This is a genomic window from Niallia sp. HCP3S3_B10, assembly GCF_052064465.1.
Taxonomy (GTDB): domain Bacteria; phylum Bacillota; class Bacilli; order Bacillales; family Cytobacillaceae; genus Niallia; species Niallia hominis.
Map to the genome: position 1 here is coordinate 1 of NZ_JBQHVO010000021.1, position 20191 is coordinate 20191.

Below are 20191 nucleotides of genomic sequence, written 5' to 3' on the forward strand. Positions count from 1 at the left end.
TCATTTCGTCGACGATTTGACACCCCGCATCATACCAAGAGGGCTCTTTTTGTTCAAGTCCCCGAAAATCCTTCTAACAGGAATGCTCCTTATTACAAAAAAAGAGTCAGGATGTCCTTCTGCTATTCCTGAACTCTATATAGAAATTCTTATTCCATTTCTTCTTCTGTAAGCAATCTTGTTGCTTTTCCAATTGTTCCATCCTGGAGATTCCAAATGTCATTATGATCCTCAACCGCATTGCTAAAATCATTTTCCTGCCATCTTTCTAAAATAGATAGGTATAACCTGCTATTCTCATAAACATCAGTGTTTTCTTTTATTACTTCCAATAAGCGAGCAATTCTTCCTTGAGTTGGTTCTATAGAACCCCATTTTTCATCCGCATAAACTTTTGTATGGCTCATCTGATGAATAGCATCTTGGATTTCTAATTCTTTCATATTGTTAGGAAACTCAGAAATAAGCTCCAAATCCGCTTCTGGATCAGTGGAAGTAGTGGAATCATTATTATCGATTTCTTCACTCTTATCATCTTTCTCACTATTTACTGTCATCCTTTTTTCTGGCTCTGGCTTTACTTCAAAGTCTGTATCATTACTAGAAAAAAAGTAAACCCCAGTTCCCACAACAACTAAACTAACGAAGATTATTATAGCGAATTTATTTTTCATTATGACCTTCCTTACATGTTTTATTTCAACAGCTGTTCAATAACTTGTGCAACTCGGTGATCATATGGTTGAATTTCATCTGCAAGAGTTTCTAAACGTCTTTGACAATAAGCTTCCTTTTCTTTTAGATCATTTCCTCTTTTCAGTTCGGCTCCGATAATCTTTAACTGTTGAATCAATTCATCCATTTGCTCTTTGGTAGGACTGATTGCAGAAGTTGTTTCTGTAAAGTGACCTTTTTGTGCAGCATTTGCTAATTGCTCCTTAAAGAGATGCTGGTAGGTTGCGTAATGACTTTTACGATGTCCGTTTGCTCCTGAAGGATGAGGAAAATTAAACAAAATTGTTTTATTTTCAATCTTACCTTCTTCTACTAAGTATTGAAGTAAATCAGAAACTGCTTTTCCAGTAGGAATAATAACAGCATCTTTTAAACTGTTAAGTTCAGGGATTAACAGTTCATCTATCATTCTAGTAAAAATCGGATGTCCCATTAATTTTGGTTGACTTCCACTATAATTCTCTCCATTAATAAACACAGGGTATCTTAACACAGAAGATGTATGTAACAAGGAACTCTTCACATTAAATAATTGTTCACAACTATCAATGCCTAAATGTTTATGTAGTTCTATTCCATCAAGCATTTCAATGAGGTTCTTCCTCATTGCTCCACCAAAACTAGCATCGTATTTTGCATGATACTGTACTTGCTCCTCATCCTCTTTGTCCATATGATGGAGCACATAATTATAAGCCAACTCCATTTGCGTCCATCCAGGAGTAATTCCTAATATAACTACTTTAGCGCTTTTGTTAATATAATCGAAAGGGGCCCAATATACTTCTACCTTTTCATCCTTAGCGTACAAAAATCTCTCAGACATTAAATCTCTTTTTTCATACGTTTCTTTAAGTGGTGTTTTACACAACTCACTCCTATAATTTTCAAAACTCATTCTAGTTCCTCCTCCAATTTAACGATAATAATCATACCAATAAAAACCAATAACACTTTGCAAACAAAATAATAACACGAGTAAATATCACTGTCAATATTTTTCATAATATGTTATTATATCGGTAAACTAAATGCTATAAAGGGGATAGGATATGCCCAATTCTATAAATGAAAGAATTAAAAATAGAAGAAAAGAATTACATTTATCTCAAGCTGAATTGGCGAATCAAATTGGATTAAAGCCACCTGCTATTAGCCAATATGAATCTGGTGCAAGAAGGCCTTCCTTTGAGATTATTCAAAAACTAGCATTTGCTCTAAAAGTAACGACAGAATATTTAATTTCAGGTGTAGATCAAGTAAAAGCACAGCATTCGATTAATTTATCTGATCGTTTGTTCCTAAATATCGTTAACTCCTTATCACCACAAGATAAAGAAAAATTAGTTGAGTATGCAGCTTTTTTAGCAACTGGTAGAAAAATTAAAATGGATATACTATATGAAACACCAAAAGAATATGCGGAAGCCATTTTAACAGAAAAAGTAGAAGAACCGTTACCCATTGATTTATATAAATTAGCAAATGAGTTAGGAATAAAAGTTTTGGAAGATGATTTAGAGGAAGCAGAAGGAATTTATATACAAAGTGAATTTCCCATTATTTTATTAGCTCGAAGAAAAAAACACGAGCACAGAGCTAGATTTACATTAGCCACACTTATTGCACATCATGTTTTGCCATGGCACCTAAAAAATAAATACTTTTCCAGAAAATATAGGAATAACCAAGATAAAAATCAGCAATTTGGAGTATCCTCTCTCCTAACACAAGAAATCGAAGAAATGGAAGCACATCAGTTTGCCTCCACCCTTCTTATTCCAACAAATCATTTAACTATGGAGTTCACAAACAAAGTTGTAAATATAGAGACCGTTCAGCACTTTGCAGAAAAATATCACGTTACGTTATTCATGTTTTTAAATAGATTAGTTGATTTTGCACCAGAAAAATATGCAGTAGTCCAATCAGATGGCTCAAATATTATGAAAAGATTCCAAGGAAATCGAGCGCTAGTATCTAAATTACATACTAATAGCATTGCCGCAAGCTTTTTTCATAAACCTAGTACACAAATAGAAGTAAGACGAAATGAAGTCCCAGCATCCTACTGGTTTATAGACAGTAAGATGAATGAAACGGTTATAGAGGAGTCTGTGTATAATCCTGATATGGGGAGAGTTTTGAGTTTGATTACTATTTTGGAGGAAAAATAAGAGCTGTCCAACCGTCCATTAATGACGGTAGGACAGCTCTTTACACTTATGACTAAACCGAAAGAGACTCCTCTGCTATGTCATATTATCCTAGCAATTAGACATCTTTGACCTGAAGCTTCGTTGTTTATCCGTCTGAAAATCAACTTTTTCTCCTCTTTTCTTTAACATAATATCCGCCGTTTTAGAAATAATAATAGTTAAAGAAAGGAGGGAAAAGTATGACCCAAAATAAAGAGAACTTAAATTCCATTATGAAACCAGATTTTGCAGGAACGGATGCACAAAAAGTAAAACAAGAAATTCAAAAAGATGTAAAAGCAGGAGATGGCGCAATGACTTCTAGGGAGGCAGGACATATGCGCGAGTCAACAACCCACGACTGATGTCACGGGCTTGTAAGGTCTTGCAACCTTTGGAATTTACAGCGGACAACAAGACCGATGTCTTGCCCTTCAAATCAAGCTAGAGATACTGTTTGGGCTCCAAGCAACCCGTTTGTATTAATATACCACAACTGTTTGCAGTAGTAGTATATTTCTTCTTTGCTTTTAAGCAAAGAAAGAAAATGTCGGACAATTGAGTTAGCAGAAGTTAATCCTACTAGCCCTCTAAAGGAAAACTAAAAATCTCTTTACACATTGTACAACTGTCTGTTCATCAAATCATCCAAGCTATCTAGGAGTAGTATGTTCCTATGATTAATATTAATCCATGATTTGATTACACTTTCTGCAGACTACATTTCACTAGAGATACTCAATAAGATTACATAAAAAAGACTGCCAAGCTTTAAAACTTAGCAGTCCATTATTTCTAATACACTTTTAATTAAAGAAACTCAATTGTTCCATTTCTTTAAATTTAATTTCCGTATCTGGTTCTGTACTATTAATTTCAGAAATTCGTTTTCCCATTCTCTCAATGAGTCCCACCACTAAAGCATTTCCCATACAAAAATATCGCATTCGCTCAGACATACCTTCTGTCCAATTATCTGGGAAACCATTCAGTCTTTCGCACTCAACTGGCGTTAGTATTCGTAATCTCTTTGTAGTAGGATCTTCAACTACATGACTACTTCTATTCACTGTTCCTTCACTAGTCAACATGGTACGGCCTGGTTTATCTAAGGGGTCTGGAAAAGCCATACCCCCTTCGGAAAATATATATTTATGGCCACTTGCAGCAGTTCTTTCAATCTTTTTAGGACCTTTTAAGTATTTAAACTTTTCTATTGCTGCTTCTTTCAAATAATATTTTTCGTCAACATTAGATTCAAGTATTTCTCCTAATGTCTTTGACTTTTCCTCTTGGGCCAAAGTTTCTTCTGTATAAACAATACCATTTCTCATAATCCCAGCATTTAAATATTTCATCGAGAATTCATCTGATACTTCAAGTATATCTTCTGGTAATTCTCTTAATTGGGCAGCATGCTTAGACGACGATTCCACTTTAATAGGAAACGGTTTAGCAAAAAAACCTTCTTTATGCAATATTTCTGCATCAGTAATTTTTTCTCTATCTTTAATATATTCAGTATCGTTTCTAATAGCAAAAATGAATACTCTCCGTCTTCGTTGTGCCTGTCCATACTCTGCAGCATTAATAACTCTCCATTCTACAGAATAGTTTAAATCTCGAAAACTTGCTAACATTATAGAAAAATCTCTTCCACGCTGTTTAGATGGAGATTTTAATAATCGATCAACATTTTCAAGCAAAACATACTTTGGTCTTAATTCTTTAAGGAAGCGAACTATTTCCCAAAATAAAACGCCTTTTTTCCCTTGAATACCTTGTTCACCAGATAAACTTCTTGCAACAGAATAGTCTTGACAAGGAAATCCTCCTACTAGTAGTTGGGCATTTAAGTATTTTAAACTATACTCATCAACAGTTGCTATATCTTTATTGGAGTGTATTCCTTGGTCCATAAATTGTCTTTGATAACAATTAAAGGCATCTTGAACCTTTTTTGATGGCTCCCATTGATTCCCCCATACTATTTCAAAATTCTTCGTTGCTTCTAGACCTAATCGAAAACCGCCTACGCCTGCAAACAACTCTAAAGCCTTAATCATTTATCGAACATCCTTTCGGTATAAAATATACCAAAAATATAGTAATATATAGGAAGAAATTACATTAATGTATGTTGTTGTTAATTTCTTAAAACTAAAACAATACTATTTTCATTTTATCACACTTTAAGAACAAACGCTCTGTTTGTATATCTAAAATAAATATTCTAAGGAGATATTATGTTATACAAAACCGAATCTGAATTACTAAGTAAAGCCAAAGAAGCCGAAGGTAAAACATTTGGTCAAATAGATATTTATAATAGATTGTCTAATCGTAAATCAAAAGGTAGTTTAGGTCAAGTTATCGAAGAAAGTTTCTTTGGTTATAAAATTAATTCCGATGCTAGACCCGATTTTGAAGAATTAAGAGTGGAATTAAAAGTAACTCCGTTTAAAAAGAACAAAAATGGAAGTTTATCTGCCAAAGAGAGACTTGTATTAAATATAATAAACTATATGGAAGAAGTTGAAACTACTTTTCACACTTCTAGCTTCTGGGAGAAAAATCAAAAATTATTATTAATGTTTTATGAGTGGACACCAAATAATGAAAGAAATGATTATTATATAAATAAGAGTATTCTCTATTCTTTTCCAGAGGCAGATTTGGAAATCATTAAAAACGATTGGAAAGCAATTCTCGATAAAATTAAACAAGGAAAAGCACATGAATTATCCGAAGGAGACACCATATATTTAGGGGCATGTACAAAAGGAAGTAATAAAAATTCACTAAGAACTCAACCATTTTCGGATATTCCCGCAATGCAAAGAGCATATTCCTTAAAACAATCTTATATGACAGCTCTAGTAAGAAAACATATAAAGCAAGAAAATCTAGTGAATTTTGCTAACGCAATCGAATTACAGAAAAAAAGTTTTCATGAACTACTAAATGAAAAGTTTGCCCCCTATATTGGATTAACGGATGAAGAAATATCTAAGAAACTAAATATTAAATATAACAAGAGCTCCAAAAGTTTCATTCCCCAAATTATAAGTACTTTATTAGGCATAAAGGGGACAAAATTAGATAACATTGAAGAATTCGCAAAAGCTAATATACAATTTAAAACGATTCGATTAGAACCAAATGGTATTCCAAAAGAATCCATGTCATTTGAAAATATCGATTTTAATCAGTGGAAAAATGAAAGCTGGGAAGAAAGTTACATACGTAATCGCTTCTATGAAACGAAATTCCTATTCATTGTATTCCAATATAAGGAGCAAAAAAAAGATAACCCAAATAGGAAGTTATTTTTTAAAGGAATTAAATTATGGAATATGCCAGAAAATACTATCGAGTCAAAAATAAAAGAACTCTGGGTTGAGGTTAATAAACTATTGCACAGTGGTCTAAAAATTGAATATATAAAGCGCGGGGAAAATCTCGTTGAAACAAATAACTTTCCAAAAAGTTCTTTTAATGGTGTAACCCATATTCGCCCAAAGGGAAAAGATGGAAATGACAAGGTCGAATTACCAAATGGTCAATTAATTACTAAGCAATGCTATTGGTTAAATAATTCATATGTTTCAGAAATCATTAAAGATTAATAAACAAATAAAGAGAGGCTGGGACATAAGTATTTCAACTAACAGTAAACACGAACTATAATGTAATTATATTGTATAAAAGTTCGTGTTTGTTTTTTTAGAAAAAGGTTTAAAACCGAAGTGAAATGGAGCGGAGGACGGTCGACTCCTGCGGGAAATAGAGGAAAGGCTGAGACCCCGCAGCGCAGCGAGGAGGCTCAGCTTCCTCCCCGGCGCATCGAGCGTCTGTAGCGCAATGGAACGTCTTGGTTTTTACACTTACCTATATTTAAAAACAGAGATTAAGTAGCTTTATTTAAGAGCTAAATTAAATATTGTTCGTCTTTAATGATTAGTTATTTTGTTTTGTCCCACCCTCTTTATTCTTATACTTCTTCAAAAACTAGTCTGTTTGTATTTTTATCATATTTATATTTGATGAATCTTACATTTCTCCATTCAGCAGATTCTGTGGGACGTCTTCCTTTAATATAATTCCGCTTGCAAATATTCTCTCTCTCCTTAATTACTTCCTCTGGAAAATCATATGCCACAAGAAAAGCTTCAATCATTGAATAATCTCCATGAGAGTATTCTTGATTAATCCAGTCTACATATTTCATCACCTGATTAATTGCTTCTTTATTCGCACCATCTCTTTTAATCTCTATTAATAAGTACTTAGAAATAGTATCAAAACCTTCAATATTTCTATATCCAAACATATCCATTTTATCCATATAATCAATTGGTTTAAACGGTGAAGCAATCACTTGGTGAGAAATATAATCCCACTTTCCAAATATACTTTCTTTATTATTGGTAATAATATCAGCAATATGAGCTTCAATTGCCATCTCATGCCTTATGTAATCTTCTTTAGAAGAGTATTTTAAAATATTCTCTGATGTTAAAGAATACTTATCGGATAATTTATGTTTTATACTATTTCGTAGCGATTCACTAAATGAGAATTTCCCTTGCCCTATGTTTAGATACTCTTCATTTCTCTTCAATATAATATCCCTTAGAGCCTTATTTTCTTCTTCATCAATTTTTATAAAAGATACCTTCCAGAATGCCCTTAAAATTCTAAATTTATCAGGATTAGAAGCTAAAACGTCATCCATGTCAATTCCTTTTTCAAAAAAACAGGGATAAGGATAGAATGAACAAATAAATCTATTATTAATAGAATTTTCAGATTCATCTAACAACAAACTATCTTTAATATATCCGTAGATTGGTATTTTAGGAATATCTGCATCAGGATAATTTAGAAATTTACAATCATTCTTGATATTTTTAAGAATACCTATTCCATAAATTTTTCTTTTAATAAAAAAATATACATTATCTCCTTCTTTCATAGTTAGATAGTCAGTTAAAGTTCCTTCATGGTGAGCTAACCAGCGATTATTCGTTGGCTCTGTCAAGTTAGTACTATAAATACCGTTATTTATAATTTTTTCAAGTGACTTCATATTATTTAAGTTAAATACATACCCTGCCATATTATCCCCTTATTTTTTGTTTTTTCTTGTTGTGCTATCTATTCACAAAAATAATACACCTAATATTTCCCATACTCTTTCAATTCTAATATTATCCACACATTAAATCAAATATATCAACATAAAAGGCATTTTCCTCTTTGATATAATGTTTATTTCAATGCTCTTCTATATGTAGAGTTCTAAAAAAAACAAAAGCCAGGCACCACTAAAAGACACTTGTCCTTTGCAGTTGCCTGACACTTAGAAAATAAGATTAAATTATCTACATTTTTTAACAAAAAAAAGAAAATATTTCCTAAAAAACACAACATTAATCCAACTGATAGAAATCAATGACTACTCATTTCTACCAAAATCTTGCACTGACTCCGATCATTTGTTAACCTTTCCAATCCTTCTGTAACTAAATGATCTAATGCAATCTTGCTTGTTATAACTGCATTTCCATTAATCACACCACGTGCTAGTAATCGAATAACTTCAGGGAATAGATTATTATAGGCAAATGACCCACTAACCTTTACTTCTGGAGAAACGATTAAATTGGGACTAAATGAAACTGGTTTCTCCCACACACTAACTATTTTAAATTCTCCTCCTGGTCGGATAGAAACGATGCCTGTTGATAATGTTGCTTCCACACCTGCAGCATCGTAAGCAACATCTACTCCTCCTTCTGTATTATCCAAAATAAAGCTTCTGACATCTTGCTCCATAGGATTGAGTACATAGGTTGCCCCTAATTCCAATGCTTTTTTCCGTCTTTCATCAGATACTTCAACGACAAAGATTTCACTTGCTCCTGCGGCTTTTACTGCCTGTAAAACAAGTAATCCAATTGGTCCTGCACCGAATATAGCAGCAGTGTCACCAAGACGAAGCTGACTTGTACGTACTGCATGTACAGCAACTGAAGTTGGCTCAACAAGGGCTCCAAGCTCTAAACTCATTTGATCTGGTAAAAGATATACATTCTCTTGGTTCACCACTGCATATTCAGCAAATCCACCAGATTTTGTATAGCCATAAGAGCCACCCAATTTACATATATTGAAATACCCTCGTTTACAGTTCGTACATTTCCCACATGGTGTTAACGGTTCAACAGCGACTCTATCTCCAACATTAGCCTTTGAAACACCTTCACCAACTTCGACAACCGTACCAGAAAATTCATGTCCCCATACAGAATGGGTACGAAAAGGGTATGCCCCAGCAAGATATTCATGCATATCACTTCCACAAATGCCTGCAAATGCAACTTTTATTTTCACCATACCACTTTCTAATGAAGGAACTGCTGTTTCTTCAATTCTGATATCTTTTGCTCCATAAAAATTGGCTGCTTTCATTACTGTACTCCCCTTTATGAAAATACTTACCATCAATCAGGAGGTTATTTTTTTCTATACCTCACCGATCGTTTGTTTAACCAATCAACCTTTTAAAGGATAAGTGTATCCCTTACTAATCTCCTTATCTTTGTTAAAGAGAAGACTTCCTGCTCTTTAATTCGGGATCGATAAGTCCTTGTAAAAGAAAACGCACCGCATAATCTGCAATCTCTTCGGATGTAAGATCTAAACTCCCACGATTTAAGAAACTATTATGGTAAGAATACATTAAAGTTCCCATAATAAAGTCAATAGCTAAATCAACTGAAGGAAAATGAATCGTTTTCTGCTCCATACATGCCAGCAATATTACCCGAAGTTGTTCCCAAGAAGGTAAGAAGACATCTTTTAGCATCCCAATCCTAGGACTATTCATTACAATTTCCTGCTGCAAAATATTAATTAATTCATGTTCTTCATGACGATACAGAATAAATCTTTTACAAAATTCTTTTAAAGCCTCTAAAGAATCCGATAAATCATATTCTGTCGTCATAAAAGATTCTCTCAACGGTTCAAAAAGTGCATAAAATACATTTTCTTTTCCACCAAAATGGTAGGATACCAACGCAAGAGATACCTTTGCCTCTTCACATATCTGCCTCACTGTTGTTCCATCATATCCCTTTTTAGAAAATAGATGCTTAGCGGCATGTAATATTTGAACTTTTACTTGTTTATTTTTTTCTTCATCATTTACTATTTGCTTTGCCATAGTTCCCTCTTCCTGTCCTACCTGAACAAATAATGAACTTTTTTAAAATACTAGTTTATGCTTGTCCTTTTTACTTGTCAATTTACTATGGATAGAACTTTTGGCAATGTCATTCTATTTGCTTTTTAGAAAGTCAGGATCTGCGAAAGTTGGATTTGGATATTTATAAAATCCCTCTCCTGTTGCACGTCCAAATTTTCCTTGATCAATATAATCTGCTTTTAATTTTTCTGCTAGCTTCACAAATTCAGGGCTACCAGTCGCATCTGCTTTTCCTTTTGTAATGTTATAAGCAGTAGTAATACCAACTACATCAAGAATAGCGAATGGTCCAAGAGGAGCTCCTGTTCCTATCATCCAAGCCTTATCGATTGTTTCCACTTCTGCTACTTCTTTTACAAGTAACATTTGAGCTGCTTCTAACAGAGGAACTAATAAGGAGTTCAAAATATAGCCTGGCTGTTCTTTATGAAGTGGTAATGCAATCATTCCAATACTTTTTGCAAAAGCTATTACTTCTTCAAAAACACTTTCAGAAGTTCCTTTATGCTTCATAATTTCCGCAGTGTTATTTTTCCAAATTTCATTAGCAAAGTGGAGAGATAAGAATTTTTCAGGTCTGCCAGTCGCTTCAGCAAATTGGCTTGGTAAAAGTGTCGAAGAATTCGTTGCGAAAATTGTTTTTTCTGGAGCAACAGTGGCTAACTGTTTGTAAAAATCTGTTTTAATTTGGACTACTTCAGGGATTGCTTCAATAACAAGATCTGCATTTTCAACCGCATCTGCTAAGTTCGAATAAAAAGAAAGACGACCATAAGCTTCCTTTAACTCTGCATCCGTAGAACCGATATCTTTTTTGTAGTATGGCATTAAATCTTGAAGGCGATCTTTTGCTTTTTCTAGAACTTCCTCATTTATATCGTATACGGATACTTTATACCCCATAAATGCAGTTTGAAAGGCAATTTGACTACCTAAAACTCCACTACCAGCAACAGTAATATGTTTGAAATCCATTGTAAATTCTCCCTTTCTGTTCCTTAATAGATTCATTACTTTAAAAAATAATAAACTATCATCTATTTGAACAATCGTTTTGAACGTTTGTTCAAATTATAATTTACGCTTATCCTTTTTTATTGTCAAACATAAACATCTTGCTTATAGTGAAAAACGAATACCAAGCACTAGAAAAGACATTTATTTCTGAATGGTGTTGCAACTCCATTCAGAAATAAATGCTGCTTCTGTAGATGAACTACTAGATTCCATGAAGATTAAAGCATATATACATGTTCAAAAAGCTAAATCTATGACATAATGTTTTTAATCTGATTATTCTAACTATTAAGGAGTGGTACTAAATGATAGAAAAACTTTACTGGTTACCTACAGGAAAATTAACGCTAGATCATTCTTCTTTAAATCAAAAATTAGAGCCTGGAAAGCTTGTAACCTTACAAATATGGTCCTATCTGCTAGAAACAAAGGATGGCCCTATCCTTATTGATACAGGTATGCCAGAATCGTTTATTGAAAATCCAGGTTATTTTGATTATACGCCATTTGAAGGGTTGTTCTTACCTGATATGAGAAAGGAAGATCATATTCTTTCCGTATTAGATAGAATTGGCTATAAACCAGATGACATTCAAGCAATCATTTCTTCCCATTTACATATGGATCATGCTGGTGGAAATCCGCTGTTTCCCAAAACACCTATATTTGTTCAGCAAGCAGAGCTGGATGTTTCTATTGGAAACGAAGGATATGCTCCACCAGAATGCACGCAAGCAGATTTAAATTATAAGGCCATTCAAGGAGATTATGAACTCATGCCTGGAATTCAACTTCTCTTCACTCCTGGTCATACACCTGGACATCAATCAATTCTTGTAACTACGAAGCAATCTGGGCCTATTTTATTGACGATTGATTTAGCCTATACAAAAGAAAATTATGAAGATGACATTCCATTTGCTACATTTGATCAACAAATAGCTACTGAATCGATTAGAAAAATTAAAAATCTTATGGCCGAAATACGTCCTACTCGTATTTTTTATGGGCATGATTTGGACCAAGCAACTACACAGAAGACTTACCCAGACTTTTCTTAGAGACAAACTTCAGATATAGTTTATTACAACTATTATAACAGTGCTATCCAGTTTCATTTTGATAGATTATGAAAAATCCACTCTAGAAAACAACAATAGTACCTGTCACCAAATAAGGTGACAAGCACTATTGTTTGCTACCATTTCCATTACTCAAATAACGTCATCTGCTCCGTCTCCCCAAGCCGATCAATCGTTTGTGGCTCATGATCTTGGAAAAATGCATGGTGCAGCCATTTCTCCTTCGTCATAATCTTTTTACTAGCATCATTTGATGGTCTTAAGCGGCAGCTATAAAGGATTGGAAAATAATCTTGCAAAAATTTACCTTCTGCATGTGCTGTTAACGCAATTATTTGAAATCCTAACTGTTCGGCAACGAAAAAGACCGGACTTAACACATGGTCGCTCGATGCTTTTCCGAATGGATTATCGAGAATTACCACCCTATTACGTTTTCGGTTAGTTGGTTGATGTTTTTTCTTTTCTGCTACATAATTGAGTATGCCTAAAAATAGAGTCATATTCTTACTCCATTTTTCCCCACCGGACCAGACATTACTTTGCTCCCAGCTGTAGTTCCGAGTGGATACTTTATTATCATTGGTTACTTTGCGACAGTTTACTTTTAAAACATCATTACTCATTACTACTTGGAGTAACTGTTTCGTCTGCAGCCATTTCTCTGTCTCTTTTCGAATTTTCACTGTATCTTGTTGTCCTAAGTCATTTAAGAATCTTTCTGAATCCAATTGTTGTAAAATCCATTCAATATAGTCTCTTATTCTCATCTTACCAGCATCTTCTTCCCATTCAGGAATTTTAAAGGTATAGATTTGCTTCCAATCATCTTCCACCTTCACTCTTGTTTTCTTAGGAATTTGATTGATTTCTTCGACCAGTGTTTGTAAATGGGAATGGATTTGATTGATAAAAAATTGTAAATCTTCGTCACTTTGACGGATATGCTCCATGGCATAGTTAGATATTTTCTCAATACGAAGAAGCATATTTTTCTTAAACTCTAACAAATCTTCATAGTTTTGTTTATTATCTAGGCCAGTGATAGCCATCTGCTGCAGCTTAATATTCGAAATTTCACGATTACAAAACTCTCGGAATTTTCGTCGAGACTTTTCCACTTCCGTCTGCTCTGTTTCCACTAATTGTTTATTCTGCTTTAATTCCTTCACTACTTTATCTATATATTTCTGGCGATTATAAGTAAAGGTAAGTATTTCTTCCTGTGCTATAGAAAATGGTACAATATGCGGTGCTTTAAAATGATGACTGTCCTCAAAAAGATCCATGCCTAAAATCGCTTCACCTATAGAAGTTAACTCCTTTTTAATTCTTGCTTCTTCTTTCTCTAAATATGCTTTTCTTTCGAGTAAAGCCTCTTTTTCTATTGCTAGTTCTTCCATAATTTCCGATTTTATTTTGGTAAAATGAACTACTTCTTCTAGGAATTTCTCTTTAAATTGTTTCACTTTTAGTTGCCATATACCATGTTGTCTTTCTTTTCGGGTGTTTCTGCGCTCTACTTCATTTACTAGTTTCTCAATTTCACTTTCAACAGTTTGCATTTGATTCCATAACTGATCTTGCAATAGCTTGTGGTCACTTAGAAACTCTATCGTTTCATCTATATAAGGATGTTCCTTTTGTAACTCTTCTATTTGATTTTTTACTTTGTTAAGAGAATTTTGATTTGCTTCTCTTTTAGCGAGTAATTCTCCTTCGGCAACCGTTATTTCACGAATTTTCATTTCTAATGAGAACATTTTTTCTTTAATTGTCGATTTATCCTCATTTGAAAAGATCGGAATAATGGTTCCTAAAGATTTATACTCCTCCTCTTGCTGAAGCATTTCTGCTCTCACCTTATTCCTACTTATCTGTTCATCTAGATACTCTTTCTCTTCCTTAAAATCAGATAGTTGTCGTTCAATTCCGATAAGCTCTTTTTTTATTTCTACGAGTTGATTTCTAGTATCTATTTCCTTTCTAGAGACATCTAGAACTTCTTTGGCGTACTGTACATATTGTGTCCCTTTATCGATTTTTCCTTCTAACCCATTTTTCTCATCTCGATAATCTTTAACCGTAATTGTATGCTTTTTCCCTTTATCCTGAAAAGAAAGTATAAGTTTTTTTTCCTTTTGAAGTTGCTGCTCTAAATTCTCTAATAAAGCTTTTGCTTCATTCTGCTGATTCTTCCATTCTGTTATGCGAGCAAATGGATATGTTTCCAGAAAGTTTCGGAATGTCTGCTGGGCATCTTGCCATTTCTTCACTTCCAATTCTTTTTCCTCACGAAGCAGAGTAGCTTCCTTCGCAATCGTACTAACCTGTTTTTTCCATTCCGCGAAATGATTTTGACTTGAGTTTGCTTGCCAGTGAGACGGCACTACCCAATTTTCATTTGCTTGATAATCTTGAATCGTTAATGCTTCTTCAGTAGTAAGTACCACAATTGGGTATTGCAGCTCTTTGGTCATATTGGAAATTCGATCTAGGAGCTTCAACTTAGATTTTTGTGTTGTAACCAACGTAATCGGCCATAAAGGGTATTGTTTTGCTGCTTGCTTTTCTGCTTCATCTAATTCTTGTAAATACTCTACTCCAGTTACTACATAGTCCAATTGATTTTTCCATGACCAAAGCTGTTTTTCAAGGTAGGAATCCCCAAAGAAAATATCTTGATTCGCGTAATCATCAACAAAGCGATGGGCCATTCTTTCTTTATCCAGTAACTTCTCCTTTTCTTTCTTTACATTCACCAATGTTTCAGTAATTCTATGTTCAATGGATTCTTGTTTTAAATATACTGTATCAAGGGCATTCCATGCAGCATAAAGAGTTGCAAGTTCTTTTATTAGCTTTTTTTCTGCTTGTTCTCCAAGTGACAGGTTATAGGAGATTTTGTCCATCTCTTTTTCCAGATTCATCACTTGCAATTGAACCTCTTCTTTTCTTTGCTCTGCTTCTTTTATCTCCACCAGAAATTGCTTCATTTCCTGTTCCAGACGAATGATTTCTTGATCGAGATGCTGTGCTCTATGCTGCCATACTAAGAGCTCTGCTTCAACTTTTTCTTGTTCTGGATTGGCAAGAATTTGTTGTTTTATACGCCCCATATCCTTTTTAAGATAATTAATTGTCGTAGTAATTTGTGTATTAAGTGCCTCTATCTCCTTCTCCCTTGCCAATAAATCACTTTGCTTTGATTCTTTACTAGCAATCCCATCCATTATAGGATTTAGTTGATACCTTATCTCTTGCTTATTTTTTTCTAACCGTTCAAATTCTCCTTCATACCACCCTAACAAAGTTGCTTTTACTTCCACTAATTGTTCTCTAAAATCTTGCACTTCTTCCTTTTGATCATGCATTTTCAGTTCTGCTTCTATGTTGGTTAGCGCTTCTATTAATACACGTTTTTCGTTCTTTAAACCTTTTAGTTTTAAGGAGTAAAATTCTTTTTTATACCGCTTGAGATTTTCTTCTTTTTCATTTTTTTGTTGATAACTTTCTTTATAAGCTTGATTTAAATTCTGAAACTTCCACTCTTCTTGTAAAATATCAAAAGAAGCCTCTTTCACTTCGTATAAATGATTACTCGAAAACCATTCCTTCCATTTTTCTGTAATACTTTGTTGTTCTGCTAAGTAGCTTTCTTTTTGGCTAATCGCTTCCTTATAAAGACCTTTTACAAACTGTTTCGTTTTTTCATAAACATTTTCTTGAAAATGAAGTACTTCATATTTTTTTGTGAAATCTTCCAATTTCCTTTGTATTTGTTTATTTTCTTCTAATGTTTCTTTTAAATTTTGATAGTTTTTTAAACTGGCATGCTGTTGTTCAAATGTATTAGCGAACAACTGCGTATCATGACCAACAATTGAATTTTCTACTATAGGTATTAATAGACGGTCAAATAATTGATTCGTGTTTTTGCAGTCGTCAAAAAAAGCTTCTACTCCCCCTTCTGAACTATTAATTTTCGCAATACTTTCCCATTCACTTGTGATGATTTGAAATTGTTCTTCTATATACTGCTTATACTCTTTAATTGTCTGAAATGTTCTCGCCGATAAAGATTTTTCTCGCATATAACTATAGTAGTCTTGCATTTCACCTTTTTCTGCCGTTCTTTTTCCTGCTTTCCCTTCTTTCACAAAAGGAATTTCTTCCATGCTGTTTGCATCGTTTTCTCCGTAATCATAGACATAGCGTAGTGAATCGATTCCTTGTTTTGTTGTAAATAGCGACACCGCTGTTACTACATAATGTCTTGGATTATCATTGGTAATCCATTCAATGGCAATATGCGCCGGAGCATTCTCAAGCATTAATGTATTCTTGATTTTCCGATCTGCTAAATCTGCATGAGGCAAAATAGCTTGCAGGGCAGTTTGAATAAAAACAGTCTTTCCTCCGCCGTTTTCTAAAAGAATCGCACTATTTTGTCCATCAAATAAAAAAATCTCATTGTTGTAACGCTTATTCCCCTCTTCATAGATCACATTCGTTAACCGGATTTTGCTAATCGATGGCATGACTTTCCTCCTTACTAAAGCTATAAATAAACTCGAAAATGCCTTTATTATATTCCACTTCCATAAAATATCGCTGAATGATTGTTTTCGCCTTTTCCGTTAAGGTTATTTCATTATTACCAATATCTTGGATTAAATCTTGATCAATTAAGAATCGCTTTACCGTATTCATGAAACTAAACCGACTGATTGTATTTCCAGCCTGCTTTTTAGCCGTTTCCTTAATATCATCCATGTCTTCCCATTTCTCGATAATGATACTCCAATTATAAGAAAACTCCTTTTCCAGTTCCTTCAATGTATCTTCATCATGCGTCTTTAGATGCTCTATTCGTTCATGAATAAAGCGCACCCATTCATCCAATCTTAAGAAAAGTCTTGTGGGCTCTATGCTTTGATAGGTATCGTAAAAACTACCAAAAAGGACGATGGTCGCAAAATAAAGCAAATAAATATCTCCATTTGTTGCTCCAGAACGTAAATAATTTCGCTTCAGCCATTCATTGCTAACATGAAAGGGGGATAGTTTCGTTTCTGGTATTAATAGCATTTGTTCGCTGGTATTCACAATAACACAGTCCACTTCTTTACTAAATAGATCGAGCAATCCTCGAATTTCGTCATCTGCTTTATATTGCTGAACAGCTTCTTTATCTGCTACACCATCCCGAACTAATCTTGTATATATTTGAAAAGCATTCTTAATCGTTTGTTCCGAGTAATTCATTTTCTTCTCCTTCCAAAGAAATAATCATTTCTTGAATTGAATAGCGGGCAAATTGTCTAATAACACTCTTTTCTTCTATAACAATAAGCGTACGATTTTCTATAAGTGCCAAAGCTTCACCAAGTAAGGTTGTTCCTTCTTCTTCCTGTATAGAACCTTGCGCAATTGGTGACCTTTGATGCAAGATTAACCAAAATTCATAAAAATAACGATTTTCATAGAGCGACGATTGTCCAATTTCGTCTAAAAAATGAAGATAGGAAGATAAAGTATTCCCCTTTCCTGTCTGATAGGCAAATAAAAATAATTCCATAATCTCTTTATATTTTTTCATTAGATTTTTCCGATAAGGTCCATCTTCGTCTTCATTACTTAGCTCTATTAATCCTTGCTCCACTGGTTTTTCTCTTTCTTCGTTTATATTTTGTTCAGCCAAAATGGTTAGAGGTGACCAGAAGTGATTTTCTTCCACTTTTAAAAATGGGTGCAAAACGCCTTGCATCGCTTCAAAAGGTAATGGTGTGGAAATCAAATGAGAAACAATATCTTGATCGAAATTAAATGCTTGTATCCCCGTATAATATAGCGATTCTTGGGCAGTCACTAGCGTAGTATTTTTTAAGGATAGTGTCTGTTCCAACAACCTTGAATGCTCATAATGTACTCCTTCTAATTCTCTTGTAATGGTAAGAATTAATTCATACGTTTTGTGCTCCTTCTTGTGAACATCTTTGGAATACAATCTTTCTCTTGTCTCTTTTACAAATTGGCGGAGCTCTTTAAATTCTTCATCTTCTCTTGATAATCGGGCAGAAATATCTTCTAATAGCTGTTTATAGCGGGCAAAGGTTTCTTCTGAAACAATACTCCGCTGAATCTCATGTTTTAACTTTCCAATTCGTTCATCTAAACTTTCTACATCTATTCTCATTTCATTAATCTGGCGCAGAGCTCCTTTAAACTCCCCTCGATCCAATTGTTTCCGCAACATAAGCTGATTAATAGACAGTTGAAATTCACTATAAAATTCTTTCGTCGCAAACACTAATTCAAGCCCATCTTCATCCAACGTATAATATTGTGTATTGGTTTCCATATCAAAATTATTCGCTTTGAGAATAGAATAGTCTATTATATCCTCTTTTCCTGAATCCCAATTATAATAAGAATAACTGCGTTTCCTCCCTGTTGTAGGTCGAAATATTTGAATAATAGTTCTTGCTATTCTTTCATAATCCCGCTCATCAAGTATATATTGATTTTCCGTTAGCTTTTGCAAAAAGCGAGCCAATTGTTTTGTACCAACTTTATAATTCCGAATTAATTTCTGCTCAAAAAAGAAAAGCAAGGAAAGCAATCCAAGTCCTTTCATATCAACCATCAACTCTTGTTGATCTTGTTCTCGTTTTCTTTCTAATTCATATAATGGATCAAATAAAGCGAGACGGTGCATTCGTTCTCTATATCCATTCGTTATTTCTTGTAATTCAAGCTTGTCCAATTTGACTCCCTCCAAATTTGCTGCAACTCCTTAGTTTTAAGTGTTTCCTGTGGATAATAGCATCCGTCTTCTAAGAGGCGTTGAATTTGCAGTTGCTGCTCCAAAGGAAAATAGGATAAAAATTGACTGAATGCTATTTCTCTACTTTTTTGATATGCTTTTCCCATAGCAGATTTCTTATGCAAACAAGCTTCATAGAAAGGAAGTGCTAATATCATATTCTGTTTTTCATTCAAGGAATACCAAATGGATATGCCTTCATGATCTATATCACCAAAGTAGAAAAAATAGTGTTTAGCTATTACAGGATACTGCATAGGAAATTGTTCAATACTTTTTATTACTGCTTTTCCACTCCCGTAGATTAATGTAGAAAATTTTGTTTCTTTTAATACAGGAAGTAGCCCTTGAAAGGTTGTCTTATTTTCAACTATTAAATGAAACTGTTCTTCTACTGTTATTTGCATAGGATTAATTGCGAACATGAGTGGTTCAGAAACTGGGATAATTTTCAATGAATGAAAGAGACCGATTTTCTCGAGTATTTCTTTTCCTCCTTTTTCCACTATCCATTTCTCATCTTCCACTAATTCATAGCTCCGTTCTGGAGCAGGTACTTCTTCAGTTGGAAAAGAAAACTTCTGCAAATACTGATCAATCTTCTGGATATAAGGTAAGTGTTTTTTCCAAACATTAGGTTCTTCTTGATAGTATGCGTCCAAATTAATGGATGGGTGCAAGTTTCTTCGGTAGGATTGTAATTCCTTATGATAATTATCTACTAACATTTTCTTTTGAATACGATATTGAAAGGCAAGTGAAGGATTTCGACTATTTCTTCCTTTTGCTTTTACCATTCCAAGAATTCCTTCTGCTTCCAATTCCAACACTACTTGAGCAAATTCCTCATAGCTACGAATAAATGGCTTTATCACTTGTTCTAATTCAAGCAGTGATACAGTCTTCTTTGGGAATGCAATAAACAATTTTTTTATCTCTTCCAATACACAAACACTTCTTTCATAAGTAATTAAATCTACTATTATTGTACTAGATAATGGTATGAAGGCTAAATATTTTTTTCATAACAAAGTGCCTAACAAAGTGCCAGGCA

The 20191-nt window shown here is 33.8% G+C and carries 15 protein-coding genes; 4 read left to right on the top strand and 11 right to left on the bottom strand.

Annotated features, from left to right (window positions below; translation table 11 throughout):
- Positions 1–149 precede the first annotated feature (149 nt).
- The gene (locus ACTNDN_RS11015; protein WP_441131242.1) at positions 150–674 is read right to left on the bottom strand and encodes a DUF6241 domain-containing protein; all 525 of its coding nucleotides are present in this window, start codon (positions 672–674) and stop codon (positions 150–152) included.
- Positions 675–694: 20 nt separating this feature from the next.
- The gene (locus ACTNDN_RS11020) at positions 695–1633 is read right to left on the bottom strand and encodes a uracil-DNA glycosylase family protein (RefSeq protein ID WP_048719212.1); all 939 of its coding nucleotides are present in this window, start codon (positions 1631–1633) and stop codon (positions 695–697) included.
- Positions 1634–1787: 154 nt separating this feature from the next.
- On the opposite strand from ACTNDN_RS11020, the gene ACTNDN_RS11025 reads away from it, so the two are divergent.
- Positions 1788–2912, top strand: a complete 1125-nt coding sequence (locus ACTNDN_RS11025; protein WP_051640970.1) for a helix-turn-helix domain-containing protein — start codon at positions 1788–1790, stop codon at positions 2910–2912.
- A gap of 221 nt (positions 2913–3133) precedes the next feature.
- Complete coding sequence (locus ACTNDN_RS11030; RefSeq protein ID WP_192840971.1) at positions 3134–3298, top strand: hypothetical protein; 165 nt, start codon at positions 3134–3136, stop codon at positions 3296–3298.
- A 441-nt stretch (positions 3299–3739) separates the two neighbouring features.
- On the opposite strand, the gene dcm is transcribed toward ACTNDN_RS11030, so the two are convergent.
- The gene (gene dcm / locus ACTNDN_RS11035; RefSeq protein WP_031537992.1) at positions 3740–4999 is read right to left on the bottom strand and encodes a DNA (cytosine-5-)-methyltransferase; all 1260 of its coding nucleotides are present in this window, start codon (positions 4997–4999) and stop codon (positions 3740–3742) included.
- A gap of 180 nt (positions 5000–5179) precedes the next feature.
- Here dcm and ACTNDN_RS11040 point away from each other — a divergent pair, with 180 nt between their 5' ends.
- Positions 5180–6562, top strand: a complete 1383-nt coding sequence (locus tag ACTNDN_RS11040) for a Sau3AI family type II restriction endonuclease (RefSeq protein WP_031537993.1) — start codon at positions 5180–5182, stop codon at positions 6560–6562.
- Between the two features lie 365 nt (positions 6563–6927).
- On the opposite strand, the gene ACTNDN_RS11045 is transcribed toward ACTNDN_RS11040, so the two are convergent.
- From ACTNDN_RS11045 to ACTNDN_RS11060, 4 genes are all read right to left on the bottom strand, one after another.
- Complete coding sequence (locus ACTNDN_RS11045) at positions 6928–8055, bottom strand: endonuclease NucS (RefSeq protein ID WP_031537994.1); 1128 nt, start codon at positions 8053–8055, stop codon at positions 6928–6930.
- A 332-nt stretch (positions 8056–8387) separates the two neighbouring features.
- Positions 8388–9410, bottom strand: coding sequence for a 2,3-butanediol dehydrogenase (locus tag ACTNDN_RS11050; protein ID WP_441131243.1), 1023 nt, complete (start codon positions 9408–9410; stop codon positions 8388–8390).
- 133 nt (positions 9411–9543) lie between these two features.
- Positions 9544–10167 carry a TetR family transcriptional regulator gene (locus ACTNDN_RS11055; RefSeq protein ID WP_031537996.1) on the bottom strand — a complete coding sequence of 208 codons (624 nt, stop codon included), beginning with the start codon at positions 10165–10167 and terminating at the stop codon, positions 9544–9546.
- A 114-nt stretch (positions 10168–10281) separates the two neighbouring features.
- Positions 10282–11184, bottom strand: coding sequence for a 3-hydroxyacyl-CoA dehydrogenase (locus ACTNDN_RS11060; protein WP_441131244.1), 903 nt, complete (start codon positions 11182–11184; stop codon positions 10282–10284).
- Between the two features lie 347 nt (positions 11185–11531).
- On the opposite strand from ACTNDN_RS11060, the gene aiiA reads away from it, so the two are divergent.
- Positions 11532–12287, top strand: coding sequence for a quorum-quenching N-acyl homoserine lactonase AiiA (aiiA, locus tag ACTNDN_RS11065; protein ID WP_031539940.1), 756 nt, complete (start codon positions 11532–11534; stop codon positions 12285–12287).
- Positions 12288–12436: 149 nt separating this feature from the next.
- Here aiiA and ACTNDN_RS11070 read toward each other — a convergent pair whose 3' ends face one another.
- Genes ACTNDN_RS11070 through ACTNDN_RS11085 form a run of 4 tightly spaced genes read right to left on the bottom strand, consistent with a single transcriptional unit; the run spans position 12437 to position 20081 of the window.
- Positions 12437–16849 (bottom strand): hypothetical protein, encoded by a 4413-nt coding sequence (locus tag ACTNDN_RS11070; RefSeq protein WP_441131245.1) that lies wholly within the window; start codon positions 16847–16849, stop codon positions 12437–12439.
- Positions 16836–17576 (bottom strand): DUF6063 family protein, encoded by a 741-nt coding sequence (locus ACTNDN_RS11075; protein ID WP_048717814.1) that lies wholly within the window; start codon positions 17574–17576, stop codon positions 16836–16838. The genes ACTNDN_RS11070 and ACTNDN_RS11075 overlap by 14 nt, the downstream gene beginning before the upstream one ends.
- On the bottom strand, positions 17551–19077 hold the full coding sequence (locus ACTNDN_RS11080; protein WP_035416739.1) for a hypothetical protein: 1527 nt from the start codon (positions 19075–19077) through the stop codon (positions 17551–17553). The genes ACTNDN_RS11075 and ACTNDN_RS11080 overlap by 26 nt, the downstream gene beginning before the upstream one ends.
- Positions 19050–20081, bottom strand: coding sequence for a Wadjet anti-phage system protein JetD domain-containing protein (locus ACTNDN_RS11085; protein WP_031539936.1), 1032 nt, complete (start codon positions 20079–20081; stop codon positions 19050–19052). Before ACTNDN_RS11085 ends, ACTNDN_RS11080 begins: the two co-directional genes overlap by 28 nt.
- Between the last annotated feature and the right edge of the window lie 110 nt (positions 20082–20191).